The 18,368-nt window shown below is 34.6% G+C and carries 14 protein-coding genes; 4 read left to right on the top strand and 10 right to left on the bottom strand.

Annotated elements, in window-relative coordinates; translation table 11 throughout:
* Positions 1 to 122 precede the first annotated feature (122 nt).
* The gene (locus AB674_RS01960) at positions 123 to 1,472 is read left to right on the top strand and encodes a hypothetical protein (protein ID WP_131701505.1); all 1,350 of its coding nucleotides are present in this window, start codon (positions 123 to 125) and stop codon (positions 1,470 to 1,472) included.
* 744 nt (positions 1,473 to 2,216) lie between these two features.
* On the opposite strand, the gene AB674_RS01955 is transcribed toward AB674_RS01960, so the two are convergent.
* Entirely contained in the window at positions 2,217 to 2,582 is a 366-nt protein-coding gene (locus AB674_RS01955) for a lipocalin family protein (protein ID WP_047773410.1), read from the bottom strand.
* Positions 2,583 to 2,964: 382 nt separating this feature from the next.
* Between AB674_RS01955 and AB674_RS01950 the strand changes: the two genes are divergently transcribed.
* Positions 2,965 to 3,555, top strand: coding sequence for a M15 family metallopeptidase (locus AB674_RS01950; protein WP_240478057.1), 591 nt, complete (start codon positions 2,965 to 2,967; stop codon positions 3,553 to 3,555).
* Here the strand turns inward: AB674_RS01950 and AB674_RS01945 are convergent, their stop codons facing one another.
* The 9 genes from AB674_RS01945 to tsaD all read right to left on the bottom strand — a co-directional run bounded on the left by AB674_RS01945 (position 3,556) and on the right by tsaD (position 12,032).
* Entirely contained in the window at positions 3,556 to 4,122 is a 567-nt protein-coding gene (locus tag AB674_RS01945; RefSeq protein WP_047773406.1) for a hypothetical protein, read from the bottom strand. It lies immediately after the preceding gene.
* 2 nt (positions 4,123 to 4,124) lie between these two features.
* Positions 4,125 to 5,306: a THUMP-like domain-containing protein gene (locus AB674_RS01940; protein ID WP_047773401.1), complete on the bottom strand. Its 1,182-nt coding sequence runs from the start codon at positions 5,304 to 5,306 to the stop codon at positions 4,125 to 4,127.
* A 2-nt stretch (positions 5,307 to 5,308) separates the two neighbouring features.
* Complete coding sequence (locus tag AB674_RS01935; RefSeq protein ID WP_047773400.1) at positions 5,309 to 6,400, bottom strand: AI-2E family transporter; 1,092 nt, start codon at positions 6,398 to 6,400, stop codon at positions 5,309 to 5,311.
* A gap of 113 nt (positions 6,401 to 6,513) precedes the next feature.
* Positions 6,514 to 7,476: a zinc metalloprotease gene (locus AB674_RS01930; protein ID WP_047773398.1), complete on the bottom strand. Its 963-nt coding sequence runs from the start codon at positions 7,474 to 7,476 to the stop codon at positions 6,514 to 6,516.
* A 411-nt stretch (positions 7,477 to 7,887) separates the two neighbouring features.
* Positions 7,888 to 8,847 (bottom strand): zinc metalloprotease, encoded by a 960-nt coding sequence (locus AB674_RS01925; RefSeq protein WP_047773397.1) that lies wholly within the window; start codon positions 8,845 to 8,847, stop codon positions 7,888 to 7,890.
* A 159-nt stretch (positions 8,848 to 9,006) separates the two neighbouring features.
* The gene (locus AB674_RS01920; RefSeq protein WP_047773395.1) at positions 9,007 to 9,501 is read right to left on the bottom strand and encodes a TrmH family RNA methyltransferase; all 495 of its coding nucleotides are present in this window, start codon (positions 9,499 to 9,501) and stop codon (positions 9,007 to 9,009) included.
* A gap of 10 nt (positions 9,502 to 9,511) precedes the next feature.
* On the bottom strand, positions 9,512 to 10,150 hold the full coding sequence (locus tag AB674_RS01915; protein WP_047773394.1) for a DUF4159 domain-containing protein: 639 nt from the start codon (positions 10,148 to 10,150) through the stop codon (positions 9,512 to 9,514).
* 146 nt (positions 10,151 to 10,296) lie between these two features.
* Positions 10,297 to 11,007, bottom strand: coding sequence for a 16S rRNA (uracil(1498)-N(3))-methyltransferase (locus AB674_RS01910; protein ID WP_047773393.1), 711 nt, complete (start codon positions 11,005 to 11,007; stop codon positions 10,297 to 10,299).
* Between the two features lie 2 nt (positions 11,008 to 11,009).
* On the bottom strand, positions 11,010 to 12,032 hold the full coding sequence (gene tsaD / locus AB674_RS01905) for a tRNA (adenosine(37)-N6)-threonylcarbamoyltransferase complex transferase subunit TsaD (protein WP_047773391.1): 1,023 nt from the start codon (positions 12,030 to 12,032) through the stop codon (positions 11,010 to 11,012).
* Between the two features lie 204 nt (positions 12,033 to 12,236).
* Here tsaD and AB674_RS01900 point away from each other — a divergent pair, with 204 nt between their 5' ends.
* Positions 12,237 to 16,724, top strand: a complete 4,488-nt coding sequence (locus tag AB674_RS01900; RefSeq protein WP_047773390.1) for a translocation/assembly module TamB domain-containing protein — start codon at positions 12,237 to 12,239, stop codon at positions 16,722 to 16,724.
* Between the two features lie 650 nt (positions 16,725 to 17,374).
* A complete protein-coding gene (pfkA, locus tag AB674_RS01895; RefSeq protein ID WP_047773389.1) occupies positions 17,375 to 18,361 on the top strand; it encodes a 6-phosphofructokinase in 987 nt (328 codons plus the stop codon).
* Positions 18,362 to 18,368: the final 7 nt, after the last annotated feature.

Genomic DNA, 18,368 nt, shown 5'->3' with positions numbered 1-18,368 from the left:
TTGTTCTGGATAGAAAAAAATAATGATTAGTAGTAGTTTAGAAAGTTTTATTTATCGATAGAATAGAATTCATAGAGGGTCAGAAAGATGGTGAGGTATAACTTAAAATAAAAGGGAGAGCAATGAGAACAATAATTACCAGAGTGTTTGTTTTTTTTACCGGTTGTATGATTCAGGCACAAATCGTTCAGAAAATAGGAAATAATCCGATGCAACTTAATATCTCTGCCGCTTTAGAAGTGGAGTCTACCAATAAAGGCTTCTTGCCACCAAGAATGACGACTGCAGAAAGGAATGTTATTGTTTCTGCGGCAATTGGTTTGATTATTTATAATACTACAACAAACGTACTGGAAATATGGGATGGGAAGGTCTGGTACAATACTTCGGCTAGTGGACAGTACGTTCCGCTTGCAGGAGGTACTATGACTGGTTCACTATTATTGCCGGCAGACCCAACTTTAAATTTAGAGGCAGCTACTAAACACTATGTTGACACAAAAGTGGCAGCGGTTCCGGCAACGTCCGATGCAACCGCCACCGCGACAGGGAAAATACAATTAGCTGGAGATCTAACAGGTACAGCTGCACTTCCGACAGTTAAAGCCGCTTCACTAACACAAGCAGGCAAAGTTCAATTGGCAACTGCAACAGAAACAACTTTGGGAACCTCCACAACAGTAGCGGTTCAACCAGCAGGATTGAAAGTGGAATTGGATAAAAAAGCACCCATTGTAGCCCCAACATTCAGTGGTGATGCCAAAGCGGTCACAGCATTCGAAGGAGATGATGACACTTCTATTGCGACAACCGGTTTTGTAACGACAGCTGTAACCAGTGGAAAAGACAATTTAGGAAATCATACCGCCACGCAAGATTTGAATATAGCAGGTAAAAACCTTATTATGAAAGATCGGGCAACAGTAAATACTAAAGAGTTTCAATTATATAAAAATCTTGGAAGATTTACGATTTATAATAAAGACCGAAACTTCGATGAACTCTTTATTGACGAAACAACAGGAAGAACTACCTTAAGTTCATTAGCAATCACAAAAGGTTCAGACAGAGCAACTCCAATAATAGGTCAGGTTGCAACTGCAGCAGATGCAAGCGGTAATGTAGTTTGGAAACCAACAACAGAAACGTATTTTATTTATACATCCAATTCAAGTTTTACTTTGTCGACTACGACTAGTCAAGTAGTAATGACGGATCGACTTGCGGTCAATTTATCTCTTTACTTGCCTAATAATGCTAAACCCGGTTTGTTGCACCGCATAATTAATTTATCCGATAAAACAGTTACCATTTATGCCGCTGATGATTCCGTTAGTACACATGGTACTATAAATTATAACGTTTCTAATCTGAATCAATGGGAGTATGCCTTGCCAGGTTACCAAAAAGTAGAATTTGTTTTTTATGATAGTAAAGGAGGGTTGACTGTACCTTCTTGGTATACTTTTTAAATAAAATAAAATGGAGTATTACTTTATTTGATTTACCTCTTGCCTTAGTTTAGTGTCATTAAGTCAAAGATTATCAAAAAAACCACACGCAGATTTTAGCAGAAAGAATAAAAAAAATCCGCAGAATCCCCAAAATCTGCGTGAAAAAAAAATCATTAAGTTAAAGACCATCAAAAAAAGCCTCACGCAGATTTTAGCAAAATGAAAAAAAATCCGCAGAATCCCCAAAATCTGCGTGAAAAAGATCATTAAGTTAAAGACTATCAAAAAAAGCCTCACGCAGATTTTAGCAGAATGAAAAAAAACTCCCCAGAATCCCCAGAATCTGCGTGAAAAAAAATCATTAAGTTAAAGATCATCAAAAAAAGCCACACGCATATTTTAGCGGAAAGAATAAAAAAAATCCGCAGAATCCCCAGAATCTGCGAGAAAAAACATCATTAAGTTAGAGACCATCAAAAAAAGCCACACGCAGATTTTAGCGGAATGAAATAAAAAAATCCGCGGAATCCGTAAAATCCGCAAAATCCGCGTGAAAAAACAGCTTAACTTAATGGCACTAAACTAAAGCAAGAGACAGTCCAAAAGAATGTTTCCATTCTTCATAATAGTGCAAAATTTTAGTAGCTATCCAATTGACTGATTCAATTTAAACTACCAATAAATCATTTGAAATTACTTGTGATATAATTCAGAAAATGAGGTATAAAGACTCTAATTCCAAATATAAAAGAACTGATAACTCTAATCGACTACTTTTTTATACTCAAAAGTACCCAATGATTCATAAGTCATAACACGTTTCTGAGCGTCAAAAGAATCGATTTGAAATTTTATAGGCATAAGAGTTGAAATGATGGTTAATTCGGAGTTATCATCAGAAAGTTTCCACTTGCCTTTTTTAATTTTGTCGCCATTAATACTTTGAAATTCTCCACCATCAGAAAAGACCTGATAAACCTGGTCTGTTTTAAAGTATGACTGAATGTCTTTTTCTTTTCCATTTTGTGTCCATTTTACCAGTTGCCATTTTCCAACAAGTTCTTTCGAAGTTTGTGAATAGGCCGAAAATCCAATTGTACAAAGTAATAGTAATAGCAGTTTTTTCATCGTTTTGAGGTTTAAATTGAAAAATTAAATTTACTGATTTTTACGAATTAATTGTGACGATTTTTAGTAGAAAATTTTGCCACTGATTAAAGGATTAAAATGATTTGGCCTATTTTAAACCTCCTAAAGAAATTAGAGAAAATTAGTGTAATTCGTGGCAAAAATGCTCCTGATTTCAGGTCAAAAAAGTTATACTCTTTCTATAATTATAAATTTAAAGAGACCCTTAGAGTGCAGTCAGTAGCTTATTTTGCGTGATGTCTGATGAAATTTTATTAAATTCGTTGCCGTCGGTCTATTTTTAATTTTGCAACAATCCATTATGAAGTGTTTATCCCTTAAAAAAATTCTCTTGTGTGGCGCTTTTTTCTTCGTTCTTTCAATGCAGGCACAGCTAGAATGTTATACTTCGGATACTGTTGTAGCCGACACAACGTTTGTCAATTTAAAAGACTACAGTAAAGAGTTTGTGTATGACATGAAATATGCTACTGAAGATAATTTCCTCAAAGCCAAAGTGTACGATTGTGCAGAATGCCTTTTGCGATTAAAGACAGTTCAGGCCTTAGTCTCGGCCAATGAAGATTTTATGAAAGACGGTTATAAAATCAAACTTTTCGATTGTTACAGACCTTTATCGATTCAAAAAAAGATGTGGGAGATTGTGTCAAATGCGGAGTATGTTGCTGATCCAAAAAAAGGCTCCATCCACAATAGAGGAGGAGCCGTTGATATTTCACTTGTTGATGCAACCGGAAAAGAACTGGATATGGGAACTCCTTTTGATTTTTTCGGAATTCAGGCAAGCCATAACTATACGAAACTTTCAAAAAAAGTACTTTCCAATAGAAAATACCTTAAAAAAGTGATGGTGCGAAATGGCTTTAATTCTTTTGACTCAGAATGGTGGCATTATAATTTAAAAACAGGTTTAAAAGATGCGGTTTCGAATCAGAAATGGAATTGCGAGTAGTTATTCCACACATCTGATATTGTCCATGAAATAGGTATTTGGATGATAGGTTTTAGTATTCATTTCAGATACCAGGTCCGCTTTTAGAATATAATCTTCAGTGTTAGTTAAATATTTAATACGCATAATCGAAACCGGAGATTTTTTGAGGTCTTCATAATTATCTTTCAGGAACATAAAAATACCGGTATTAACACGATTGTCAAAACCTTTTTCGTCATGAATAAGGGTACCGCAACTTTCTTGATTGATATGTTTTAAAGTAACGATTTTTCCGTTTTCCAATTGTAGATATACTTTTGAATTTGGATCAAAACAATTCGCTTTTATAAAGTCTTTGCTTTTTTGGATAAGTTGAAAGTTTAAGGTTGGTAAACCATCTGTTTGCGCTAGTGTGAAGAAAACATAACTGAAGCTTCCTCCAAAGTACTTCTCGCTCATCAGGTATTCATTTGTTACTTTATAGGTACCAATGGAATCGTTTACGTTTGCGCTGTATTCGCATGGTTTTTGTGCAAATGCTGTAAAGGTTAATAGAAAAAAAGTTAGTGTAATTAGTTGTTTCATTGTTAAGTTATTTTTCTGCAAATTAAAACTATTTTGTTATCATTTTTATCAGTTGTGAAAAAACAATAAAGATTTCCTCCGTTTTTTATTTTCCATTTTTTTCTAATGTTTTCGACCGTGTCAGGAAAATTTCTTGTGGTAACATTTGCCTGCTGGTTTAACAATTCCGTTTTCATGTCGTTTTTGTTGTACGAAATGGTTTTTTCGATCTCAAAAACTCTTCCGGGAAAATCGATTAATTCCGTCGAGGTATACAAATGAGAATGTTTATGGAGTTTGTTTATTTTAAAAGCGGCACTAACTTCATCAAAACCACCCGATTTCATAATCGCCGAATTGGGTTCGTACAAATATTTTTGAGGTAAATGATAGGTTGGGAAATCAGTATCATGATCTAAAACAAATTCAAATGTTTCCGTTTTATCCTTTAAAATATTAGCAGTTTTAATTGTTATGGGACCTGAATAGTGATTGTGAATTTCAAAAAGTAACTCTTTGACTTCATTTTCTAGCGCAATAATATGAATGTTCTTTACAAATTTCAATTCAGATAAACCTGCTGAAATGTCTAATAGCGGAGCCGTTTTTATTAAAATTGAATTTGTTTTTTCGAAGTAAAAAGGAAGCAATTCGGGAACATTAGGCAAACAATCCTTGAGCATAAAAACCTTACCCTTTGCATCATTTCTTCGCGAGGGATCAATATACATCCAATCCCATTTTTGGTTTGATTCTCTTAAAATAATAGTAGAATCTTCCGCATAAAAGCTGCAGTTTTTAACGCCCAGTTGTTTGAAATTATGTTGTACTATAGCCGATAAATCCGCATTGATTTCGCAATGTGCAATTGTATTGAAGTTTTTTGCAAAATAATAATCATCTACCCCAAAACCTCCTGTAAGATCTATTAAAGTGGCTCCGGAAATCAAAGACGTTTTATAGACAGCCGTTTTTTCAGATGAAGTTTGTTCTACTGAGATTTTACTCGGATAAATAATATTTTCCGTAGAAAACCAGGTTGGCAGTTTGTCTTTTGCCTTAGATTTGGCTTCAATTTGATTTAAAATTAATATCCAGTCCACTTCCGGAAACGGATTTTTCTGGAGTGCTAATTTTGAAATCGAGACACCACTATTTTGAGTTATAAAGTCTTGAATAGGTTTGCTTAAAATAGAAGTGTTCAATGCTAAATTCTTTCGGTTAATACGGAGACAATTTTGTTGTTAGGGAAAAATTCTTTTAAAATTACTTTTAGCATTGTAAATACCGGAATAGCGATGATCATGCCGACAATTCCAAAAGTAATTCCACTGATTAAAATAACCAGAAATATTTCTAACGGGTGCGAATTTACACTTTTTGATGAAATTATAGGTTGACTGATGTTATTATCGATGGCCTGAACAACCAAAAACCCTATGATTACATAAATGGTAGTAGGTAAAATTTCGGATTGAAAGTCTTTACCAATTAAACTGATCATCGTTAGAATTCCTGCTAAAGTGGTTCCTATAATGGGGCCCACATACGGAATCACGTTTAAAATGGCGCACAAAAATGCGATAACAAATGCATTTTTATTTCCGAAAATGATGAGAACAATTAAATAAAGGATAAATACTACGGTTAACTGTAATAGCAAACCAACAAAATATCGGGTAAGTAAATGGTTTATTTTAGTTATCGAATTTAGAATTTTATCCTCATTGGTATCCGGAAGAACTCTTCTGGCCTGATCTTTAAAAGTATCCTGATCTTTGATAAAAAAGAACGTGATAAAGAATACAGAAACCAGTCCCATTCCCATATCAGCCATGAATCCCATAATAGAGTTTATAAAACGGGTAAAATAGCTAAAATCGAACATGGAAGTTATTTTAGATTCTTTCAGTACTTTATTTAAATCTACATGTTGAATGTTAAAATAGGTTTCGATACTTTTTTCGGTCTCTACAAATTGCTGCTGCAAATGATTGGTGTCTAATAAAGACAGATTGTTGGCCTGAGAAATGATTAAGGGAACAAAAAGCAGTATAAAACCAACCATCATTAGGATAAAAAATAAGATCGTGGTTGATGCGGCTAACGAATTGCCGAATTTTAATTTATTTTTTAAAAACTGAACCAAGGGGTTTGCAATCAGACACAATATCAGGGATATACAGAGATATACGATTACGGTTTGTATTTCGTATAAAAAGTATAAGAGTACTCCGGTAATTAATATGGTAGCTAGAGCTCTTAAAATTCCGTTAGATATTGTTTTTGATGTGATCATGTTGGGTCTTTAAAGTTCAAGTAAATATAAGAAAAGCTTTTTAATTTAATAGGAAACATAAAAAAAGCGGGATGAAACCATCCCGCTTTTAAGTATATTTTTCAATTTTTGGTTTAGATACCAAAAGCTGCTCTTGGTCCGCCAGTTACAAAAATAGCAGCCATTCTGCTTTTTTGTCCGATAGAGAACATGTACATACCAGCATCGTCAGTATAGTCCATGTAGTTCATTGTCATTTCTACAGGAGTTCCAGAGCAAGTGCTTAAGTGAGGGTAAGCTGGTACACCGTAGTTTGCAGTATTGTGTGTTGGTGTATCAGATACTAAATCGCTTCCACAATTTGCATCTCCCCAGATGTGACGTAAATTCATCCAGTGACCCACTTCGTGAGTACCTGTTCTTCCTAAATTGTACGGAGCACTTCCAGAACCTGATAATCCAAAATATTTTGAATCGATTACAACACCATCAGTTGCAGTAGATCCTCCAGGAAATTGTGCATAACCAAGGATTCCTCCACCAATAGTACAAGACCAAATGTTAAGTTTTGTTGTTGGAGAAGTTGGTGCTAAACCTCCTTGTGCTGTTTTTTTCATTGCATCATTGGTTCCCCAAGAAGATTTTGTTGTAGATTTTCTGTTTATTTTTTCTAAAACGAACGAGATTTCTACATTAGCTTTCACACCTGCGAATAGCGCTGGTACACTATTGTAGTCTGAATTTAAAGCATTAAAATCTTTGTTTAATACATCAATCTGAGATTGAATTCTTGCATCTGAAATGTTTTCTGCAGTGGTTTTGTACAGTACATTTACGATAACCGGAATTTGAACTTTACCGTTTACCAATTTACCGGCACGGCCACTTAGAATTTGTTCTGTAGTAAAAGCTTCAATTTCATTCATTCTGATAGCCAAAGTTGGATCAGCTTTTAATTGTGCTGTTAATACGTCTTGCGATGCACATCCGCGAAGGGCAATCGCACTAGCTTCCGGGCTGGAAGCGTCAGTAGTTTGGTCATTTTGACAAGAAAACAGCAAAAGTGCCGTAATTGCAGATAAAAAAACTTTTTTCATAATAAAAGGGGTTTTTGTTATATTATTGTTGATTAGTTAAACAATATGGCAATTTTATAACTAAATATTTATTGTAACAAAAATTTTACAATAAATATTTTGTGAGAAATTTACAATCCCTTGTATAGTCTAGTTCTTACTAAAAAAACTGCATTTTTTTTAAGGCGTTATTTCTTACAAATTTATATTTTTGATTTGTATAACGTTCATTATGCATTTGTTAGCGAGTCTTTTTGTAAGAATAATCGATGGGTAAATTTTAACATTTAAGGTTGGATTTTTCCCGTTTGGCTTCCTGTTTAAAGTGTCTTTATTATTTTTCAGGAAGTGCGAGGTTTTTAGTGCAAGAGGACTCATAATAAAAAAGCGAGATGTATGACATCTCGCTTTAAATTTAATTCTTTTGTTATTTTATAGGGCATAAGCAGCTCTAATACCACCAGTAGCAAATATAGCAAGCATTCTGCTTTTTTGTCCATTAGAGAACATATACATAGAGTAGTTATTAGTATAATCCATGTAGTTCATCGTCATTTCTACAGGAGTTCCTGCACAAGTGCTGTAGTGTGGATAGGCCGGTGCACCGCTATTTGAAGTATTGTGAGTAGGAGTGTCTGCTACTAAGTCGCTTCCACAAGTTGCATCTCCCCAGATGTGACGTAAATTTGCCCAGTGACCTACTTCGTGAGTACCAATTCTTCCTAAGTTGTAAGGAGCATTTGCTGCACCCGATAATCCGAAGTTTTTCGGATCAAGCACTACGCCGTCAGTTGCAGCTGAACCTCCCGGAAATTGCGCATAACCAAGAATTCCTCCACCAATTGGACAAGACCAGATGTTAAGCTTTGTAGTAGGTGAAGTTGGGTTTAAACCACCTTGAGCTGTTTTTTTCATAGCATCGTTAGTCCCCCAAGAAGTTTTTGTAGTAGATTTTCTGATAATCTGATCCAATACAAATTTGATTCCTACATTGGCTTTTACGCCTGCAAAAAGAGCCGGAACACTACCGAAGTCTGAATTTAAGGCATTAAAATCTTTGTTTAAAACATCGATTTGAGATTGAATTTGTACATCTGAAATGTTCTCTGCAGCGGTTCTGTATAGTACATTTACAACTACATGAATGGTAACAGGACCAGCCATTGCACGACCAGTTGGATTTGCAAGTGCTTGTTTAGCCGTAAAGGCTTCGATTTCGTTCATTCTGATAGCCAATGTCGGATCAGCTTTTAGTTGTGCTTCTAATACTTCTTGTGTGGAACATGCCAGACGATCCTGGGCAGCAGTTTCTACTTTTGAAGACTCAGTTTGATCATTTTGACAAGAAAGCATCAAAAGAATTAATAATGATGATAATAATACTTTTTTCATAATAATAGGGGTTTTTTGTTATAATTATTGGTTTTAGTTAAACAATAATGCAACTTTATGACAAAAAAATATTGTAAAAAAATATTTACACCAAAAAAATATGTAAGAATTTTACAATCCCTTATATAGCGTAGTTCCTACAAAAATAAAATTAAATTATTAAGAAGTAAATTCATACAAAGCGATACTCGCCGCTTGTACAACATTCATACTGCTGTTGTTCCCAAACATGTTGATGTGAACAATTTGATGTGCTATTTTTAATAATTCGTCTGAAATTCCATCAATTTCACTGCCTATTAAAAGAGCAATTTTTTTGTTTTCCGGAATTTGGACTTCTCTAAGAGGTTTACTATTGCTGGCAATTTCCAAAGCAATAATTTCGAAGTCGTTTTCGATTAAATAAGGAATTAAATCGTCTGTTTTTTCAATTATACTATGAGGTACATGAAGATGTGTACTTCTGGAGGTTTTGTTTATTTTTCGTGGTGTCAGGGGGATGTCCTTCCCTAAAAAGATAATGTTTTCCACTCCAAAAGCTTCTGAAATTCTAAAAAGGGAACCAATATTCTGCTGAAAATAAATATGATCGCACACTAAGGTTATCGGAAACGTTTTTCTTTCAAATTGATTTTCTTCGTGAGTTAGCTGCACTTCTTAAGGATTAGTTGGTAAAAATATAATTGATAATGTTTGCTCCCATTTTTAAAGCTTTGTCTCTAACGGCAGCGGGGTCGTTGTGTACTTCAGGGTCTTCCCAGCCATCACCTAAATCACATTCGTAGGTATATAACAAGACTAATTTGTTGTCGATAAAAATGCCGAAAGCCTGCGCACGGGTTCCATCGTGTTCATGAATTTTTGGTAGTCCGTTGGGGAACGGAAAAGGCTTTTGAAAAATAGGATGATTAGCCGGAAGTTCAATCAGATTATTGTTGGGGAATATTTTTTTGATTTCTTTTCGAATGTATTGATCCATTCCAAAATTATCATCAATATGAAGGAAACCGCCACCGGTTAAGTAATTTCTTAAATTGCTTACATCGCTGTCGCTGAAAACCACATTTCCGTGTCCCGTCATATGGACAAACGGGTAGGAGAGTAAATCAGGATTGCTCGGTTCAACCGTAGAGGGTTTTGCTTTTATTCGGGTGTTGATGTTTGCATTGCAAAACTGAATTAAATTGGGCAACGAAGTAGGGTTTGCATACCAATCGCCACCACCACTGTATTTTAATAAAGCAATTTCCTGAGAAAAAGAAGAAACAGAAACGAGTAATAATAAGTAGAGTATTTTTTTCATACAAGTATAAATTATTCAGGTATTTTCCCTTTAGCATGCATTATTCTTGTCGTTTCGATGAAGGAGAAATCGCACTGGCTAAACACACAGTTGGTGATAATTTGGATATGATTTCTTCTTCGTCGAAAGGACAGAACTAAATTTATTTATGATTTTTCATTAAAAAAAACAACACTATGGCAGGCAACAATTGCTGCTGTTTCAGTTCGCAAACGGGTATTGCCCAAAGTAACAGGTTTAAAATCGTTTTCTAAAGCCAAAGCAATTTCTTTTTCTGAAAAATCTCCTTCAGGACCGATCAGTAAAGTTACGTTCTGGTTGGGTTGCAATACTTCTTTGAGTGATTTTTTATCCGTTTCTTCGCAATGGGCAATCAATTGTAAACCTTCCTTTTTTTGTTTAATGAATTCCTTAAAAGAAATGGCAGGATTTAACTTTGGTAAAAAAGTTTCATTGGATTGTTTCATTGCCGAAAGAATGATTTTTTCAAATCGTTCCGGATTTATTGCTTTTCGCTCCGAGCGATCGCAAAAAACAGGAGTGATTTCCTGAATTCCAATTTCAGTTGCTTTCTCTAAAAACCATTCGTAACGGTCATTCATTTTGGTCGGTGCCACAGCCAAATGCAAATGAAATTTAGGTTCATCCGCTTTTTTTACAGAAAGAACCTGAACCGTACATTTGTTGTCGGAAGCCAAAGTAATTTCTGTTTCAAACAAAAGACCGACACCGTTTGTAACATGTAAAATGTCCGAATCTTGTTTGCGCAAAACTTTTATAATGTGTCGGCTTTCTTCTTTGTCAAAAGAAAAGCTTTCTGTAGTTTCGTCTATATTCGGATTGTAAAATAATTGCATAATTAAAATTGAATTCGCGCTTTTGAAACGACAGCAGAAGTTTCAAAACGATTTGATAAATATTTTTGATAGCCTACAATCCCAATCATTGCGGCATTATCTGTGGTGTATTCAAATTTGGGTACAAAAGTTTTCCAGCCATATTTGCCTTCACTTTCTTTTAATCGGGTTCTGATACCTGAATTGGCCGAAACACCGCCACCAATTGCGATTTGTGTGATTCCGGTTTCTTTAACGGCTAATTTTAATTTGTCCATTAAAATTTCGATAATCGTATATTGTATAGAAGCACAAATGTCATTTAGATTTTCTTCAATGAAATTTGGGTTTTCTATTTTTTTCTTCTGAATAAAGTATAGAATGGCCGTTTTTAATCCCGAGAAACTAAAATCCAGTCCCGGAACTTTTGGCTTTGTAAACGCAAAAGCTTTCGGGTTGCCTAATTGGGCATATTTATCGATAAGTGGTCCACCCGGATAAGGAAGTCCAAGGATTTTGGCGCTCTTGTCAAAAGCTTCTCCCACCGCGTCGTCTGTGGTTTCGCCAATGATTTCCATGTCAAAGAAACCGTTTACTTTTACAATTTGTGTATGTCCGCCACTAATCGTTAAAGCCAGGAAGGGAAAATCGGGTTTATCAAAACCTTTTTCGTCTATAAAATGCGCTAAAATATGAGCATGCATGTGATTTACAGCGATTAGCGGAATTTGTAAAGCAAGTGATAACGATTTGCTAAAAGAACTTCCTACCAAAAGAGACCCCATCAGACCAGGTCCCTGGGTAAATGCAATGGCGGTTAACTGTTCTTTTTGTACATTTGCCTTGCGAAGCGCAGCGTCAATTACTGGAACAATATTTTGTTGATGTGCTCTTGAGGCCAGCTCAGGAACTACACCACCATATTGATTGTGAATTAGCTGATTGGCAACAACATTGGAGAGTACTTTATCGTTATGTAAAACTGCAGCAGCAGTATCATCGCAGGAACTTTCGATGGCAAGAATAAAAACCTCTGAATTTTGCATATAAAGGCACGAATTTTGGATTATATTTGACAAATCAAATTTCTAAATTTCTTTGATTGCAGTAAACGCCAAAATTAAAGAAATTTTATCAAAACAGCCGTCCTTTGTCTGTTCAAAATAAAATTAAAAGAAAACTAAAATTATAGAGCTATCAGAAAAGTAAAGAAAATAATATCACGAACCCTAATTGGGTTAATTTTACTTTTGTTGGCTCTTGCTATAACACTGTCTTTGCCTGTCGTTCAGACAAAAATTGCAAAGTATATTACAGAATCGCTCAACGCCGATTTTAAAACTAAAATAAGTGTAGAAAAAGTAGCAATCAATATTTTTGGAGGCGTCAAACTTAAAAAAGTTCTTATTCTGGATCATCACAATAAGACTTTAATCTATTCGGATCTCATTAATACAGATATTGTAAGCATAAAAAGAGTACTCGACGGCGATCTGATTTTTGGCGATCTGCGTTTAACGGGATTGATTTTTAACCTGAAAACGTACAAAGGCGAAGACGAAAATAATATTAATAAGTTTGTTAAATTGTTTGAGATAGGCAAGCCTTCTACATCGACAAAACACTTTTTGTTAACCGCTAAAAATGCCTATATCTCCAGAGGTAATTTTTCTGTAATAGACGAGAATAAAAAAACACCCAAATTTCTTGATTTTAAAAAGCTTAACGCTTACATAAGTGATTTTAAACTGTATGGGCCTGATGTAAATACAACGATTCACCGGTTTTCATTTTTGGATCATCGCGGTTTGTATGTTTCTAATTTTGCCGGAAAATTTAGTTACACCAAAAAGCAAATAAAGGTCGAGAATCTGGCTATAAAAACCAAAAGATCTTCTATTTACGGTCAGGCGATATTGAATTATAAGATAGAAGACTTTTTGCATTTTACAGATAAAGTAAAGTTTGATGTTGCGTTAGATTCTGCTTCGATTGCGACTAATGATATTCGTTATTTTTATGATGGACTGGGTAAAAACCAACATTTTAAAATTAAAACTAAAATAAAGGGTACCTTAAATAATCTGAATCTAAGACGCTTAAGACTTAGCGATACCAACGGTTCAAGAATTGTTGGGACAATCAATTTCAGAAATCTTGTCGGAAGTGAAAATCAAAAGTTTTCTATGGATGGAAAATTTGATAAGTTGCTTTCGAGTTATGATGATCTGGTTGTTTTACTGCCGGGTGTTTTAGGGACTAAACTTCCGAAAGAAATTCAGAGGTTGGGCAGATTTAATATGGTGGGGAAAGCTAAAGTTTCGACTACGGCTTTGGAAACTGATTTTAAAATGACAACCGATTTAGGAAACGGTCAAATCGATTTGCATATGAATAATATGGATTTTATTGACAAAGCCTCTTACTCGGGAAATATTATACTTGATAATTTTGATGTTGGGACTTTATTACAGCGAAAAGATATTGGCAGAACTACATTAAACTTAGATGTTGACGGAGTTGGTTTTACCGAGAAGTACCTCAATACAATCGTAAAGGGTGATATTGCTAAATTAGATTATAATAAGTACACCTATAATAATATTGTTGTAAACGGTAATTTTAAATTGCCATATTATAAAGGACAGGTCTCTATTAATGATCCGAATGTAAGTCTGACATTTGATGGTTTGGTTGATTTAAGCAAACGAGAAAGCAAATATGATTTTCATATCAATGTTGAAAATGCCGATTTACGAAAGTTGAAATTTGTAAAAGATTCCATTTCTCATTTTTCCGGTGATGCTATTGTTGAACTGACGGGAAATTCTATTGAGAATCTTCAAGGGAATGTTTATATCAAAGATGCGGTATATAAAAATCCAAAATCGACTTATGTTTTTGATGAAATAACGGTAAATTCTAATTTTGATAAAGACCGATTGCGAACTATTAACATCAACTCGTCGGATGTTGTTAATGGAGAAATCGTGGGTAAATTTCAGTTTAAAGAACTGGATAAACTGGTCATGAATTCTGTGGGAAGTCTTTATACCAATTACAAACCTTATAAAGTCAAAAAAGGACAGTTTTTGCGATTCAATTTGCATGTCTATAATAAGGTAGTCGAAATGTTGTATCCTGAAATTGAAATTGACTCCTCAACGGTTTTACGTGGAAAAATTGATTCCGATTTAAATGAATTCAAATTTAAATTCAATTCTCAAAAGATTACTGCGGCAAAAAATACATTTGATAATATCAGAATCAATGTCGATAACAAAAATCAGCTTTACAATGCCTATGTAGAGTTAGACAGTATTAAGACACCTTATTATAAAGTACGTGATTTTAGTTTGATTAATGTTACGGCAAATGATACGCTGTTTGTTCGTTCCGAGTTTAAAGGGGGAGATAAGGGGGAGGATTATTTTAATATGAATCTCTATCATACCATAGATAAAGACAAGAACAATATTGTAGGGATTCATAAGTCGGAGATGAAATTCAAAGACTATTTGTGGTACTTAAATGAAGATGCGGAAAAAGACAATCAGATCGTTTTTGACAAAGAATTTAAAAACTTTAAGATCGATAATATTGTTTTGTCTCACGAAGATCAGAAAATTGATTTAAATGGTGTTTTAAAAGGAAAAGACTATAAAGACATTGTGCTGAATTTTGAGGATGTTGATATTAATAAAATAACACCTTTCAATTCGAAGTTTGTGTTTAACGGTAATCTGAACGGAAGTGTTAATTACAAGCAGAATAAAGATGTCTATCAGCCCACAGCCTCTATTGTAATTGATCATCTTAATTTAAATAAAATTGATTTAGGAACTTTAAATTTTGATATCGCAGGAGATGAAAGTTTTAAAAAGTTTACGATAAATTCGTCCATACAAAATGGTTTTACAGAATCGTTTAAAGCAGACGGAAATTTTTCTGTAGAGAATAAAGAAACTTTTTTAGACATGAATCTAAAACTCGAAGGTTTTAATCTGGCTACCCTGGGAACAGTCGGAGGCGAAGTTCTGTCGAATGTAAGAGGAACTGTCTCGGGAAATGCAGCGGTTGTCGGAAATCTGAAGAAACCCGAAATCAATGGAAGGTTATATGTTGAAAAAGCCGGTATGACGATTCCGTATCTCAATACAGATTATGAGTTGGGTGATCGTACTGTTATTGATTTAACGGATGAGAAGTTTTTGTTTCGAAATAATCAGCTGACCGATACAAAATACAAAACCAAAGGACTGTTGAATGGTAGCATTGAGCATCATAATTTTGGTGATTGGAAATTAGATTTGAACATTTCGTCCAAGCGATTGCTGGCACTTGATACAAAAGATAGTGAGGATGCGGCCTATTTTGGTACGGCCTTTATTAATGGTACGGCAAGCATTAAAGGTCCGACAGAAAGTTTGTTTATTAAAGTCGCTGCCAAATCAGAAAAAGGAACGCAGGTTAAGATTCCGATTAATAATGCGCAGAGTGTTGGCGAAAGCAGTTTTATTCACTTTGTAACGCCGCAAGAAAAATATAATCTGGAGAATGGAATAGCCGAAAAGACAAAAAATTACGGCGGTCTTGAACTAGAATTTGACTTTGATATCACACCCGACGCCGAAGTCGAGGTAATCCTGGACAGAAATTCGGGGCATGGTATGAAAGGGAAAGGATATGGATCGCTATTGTTTAAGATTAATACATTAGGTAAATTTAATATGTGGGGAGATTTCCAGGCTTATGAAGGAACTTATAATTTTAAATATGGTGGTTTAATCGATAAAAAATTCGCCGTTAAAAAAGGAGGATCCATTATTTGGGAGGGTAACCCGCTAAAAGCGCAGTTAAATTTGGAAGCCGTTTATAGAACGTCTGCCAATCCTGCCGTATTACTGGAAAATTCTTCTTTCAATAAAAAAGTACCGGTTGAAGTAGTTATTGGTTTAAGGGGAGATTTAACAAGTCCGGAGCCTAATTTTGATATACAATTTCCATCGGTAAGCAGTGTTTTGAAATCGGAGATACAATACAAATTAGACGACAAAGACGTACGCCAGACACAAGCATTGTATCTGTTGTCGACCGGTTCGTTTATGAGTGCAGATGGATTTAATCAAAGTGATTTGTCGGGAACATTTGCCGAAACTGCTGCCAGTTTGTTGGGTGGAATTATAAAATCAGATAATGATAAATTCAATATCGATTTGAATTTTATTTCTGCCGATAAGCGATTAGGGCAGGAGGCAGATGGTCAGTTTGTGGCTAATATTACGTCTCAGGTCAACGAAAGAATTACAATTAATGGTAAGGTTGGAGTTCCGGTTGGAGGTGTTAATGAATCGGCTATTGTTGGTGATATTGAAATTCTATACCGTGTTAATGAAGATGGAACGATGAATTTACGACTGTTTAATAAAGAAAATGACATCAATTATATAGGACAAGGAATTGGTTATACTCAGGGAGTCGGTATTTCGTACGAGGTCGATTTTGATACTTTTAGTGAATTGGTCAATAAAATATTCAAAAGCCATAAATTAGAAAGAGCTTTAAAAAACAATACAGATGATTTACAGGATTCGTATTTAAATCCGGATTTTATGAAATTTTCAAACAAAAAAGATGCCGATAAGAATAAAAAGAAATCGGATAAAAAAGAAGAAGAAAAACCACAGCCAACAAATAATAACAATCAGGGACTAATACCTGATAATGATGATTTTTAAGTTTGTGTTAAAAATATCCTATAGAAAACCATTACATCGCGTAATGGTTTTTTTATGCTTAAATTTAGGGGTTAAGCAGTTTTTTTAGGATCAGTTTCAAAAGTTGGAAATTAAGTCTAGAAGTTGTGGAGTAATTTGTGTAAATCGCCTCTATTATCAGAATTAGCAGTTTTTGAGGTTTGTTTTATTGTTGATTTTTAAACGGTTATTTCTCGCGAAGACGCAAGGTCGCCAAGTTTCTATTCTGATTTTTTAACTTTGCGACTCTGCGTCTTTGCGAGATTTTTGTACGACTGTCACCCTGAGCGAAGTCGAAGGCTGGTCAAGTTAATAAGGGCTTCGACTTCGCTCAGCCTGACAAATGGAAAACTATCACGTCATTTAATGTTTTTTTTATGCTTAAAATTTAGAGATAAAACCTTTTTTGAAGCTATTTCTTAAAATCGACAGTTTTGTAACAGTTCATTATTGTATTGTTAATTTTAGAGATTTAATTAAAAAAAGAGACTTTTATTATTTTTAATGAATTTTTTCATATCAAAAAACTTATTAACGAAAACGTTTGAATTTAACATATTTTATTAATTTATTACAATCATAACCCGAAAAGTGGTGAATGTTTGCTAATTTTACACTTTAATACTTAAATAATGCCAAAAACAATAAAAAAAGTAGGTGTTCTAACCTCAGGAGGTGACTCACCAGGAATGAATGCCGCAATACGATCAGTTGTTCGAACATGTGCTTATCATAATATAGAATGCATAGGAATTTATAGAGGGTATCAAGGAATGATCGAAGGAGATTTCAAAGAAATGGGTCCTCGAAGTGTAAATAATATTGTAAACAAGGGAGGAACGATCTTAAAGTCGGCTCGTTCTGTGGATTTTAGAACGCCGGAAGGCAGAAAAAAAGCACACGAAAATCTTGTAAAATCCGGAGTTGATGCTTTGGTTGTCATAGGTGGCGATGGAAGTTTTACCGGAGCATTACTTTTTAATACAGAATTTGGTTTTCCTGTAATGGGAATTCCGGGTACAATTGATAACGATATTTTTGGAACCAGTTTTACTTTAGGGTACGATACGGCTTTAAATACAGTTGTAGATTGTATTGATAAAATTAGAGATACTGCCAGTTCACATAACCGATTGTTTTTTGTAGAGGTTATGGGTAGAGATGCAGGTCATATTGCTCTTAATGCCGGAATTGGAGCCGGTGCAGAAGAAATTCTTATTCCTGAAGAAGATTTAGGTCTAGAGCGACTACTTGATTCTCTTCAAAAAAGTAAAGCTTCAGGAAAATCATCCAGTATAGTAGTTATTGCGGAAGGCGATAAAATTGGTAAAAACGTATTCGAATTAAAAGATTACGTTGAAGCTAATTTACCTGAATATGATGTAAGAGTATCCGTTTTAGGACATATGCAACGTGGTGGTTCTCCATCTTGTTTTGATAGGGTTTTAGCAAGCCGCTTGGGAGTAAAAGCGGTGGAGTCTTTAATCGAAGGAAAATCAAATTACATGGTTGGATTGCAACATGACAAGGTTACTTTGACACCTCTGGAACAAGCAATTAAAGGGAAATCTGAAATTGATAGAGAGTTATTGAGAGTGTCTGATATCATGTCGACATAAAAAAATA

The organism is Flavobacterium sp. ABG (assembly GCF_001027725.1).
GTDB lineage: Bacteria > Bacteroidota > Bacteroidia > Flavobacteriales > Flavobacteriaceae > Flavobacterium > Flavobacterium cupriresistens.
The sequence above is the reverse complement of the archived record's forward strand: the minus strand, read 5'-3'. Positions and strand labels throughout refer to the sequence as shown.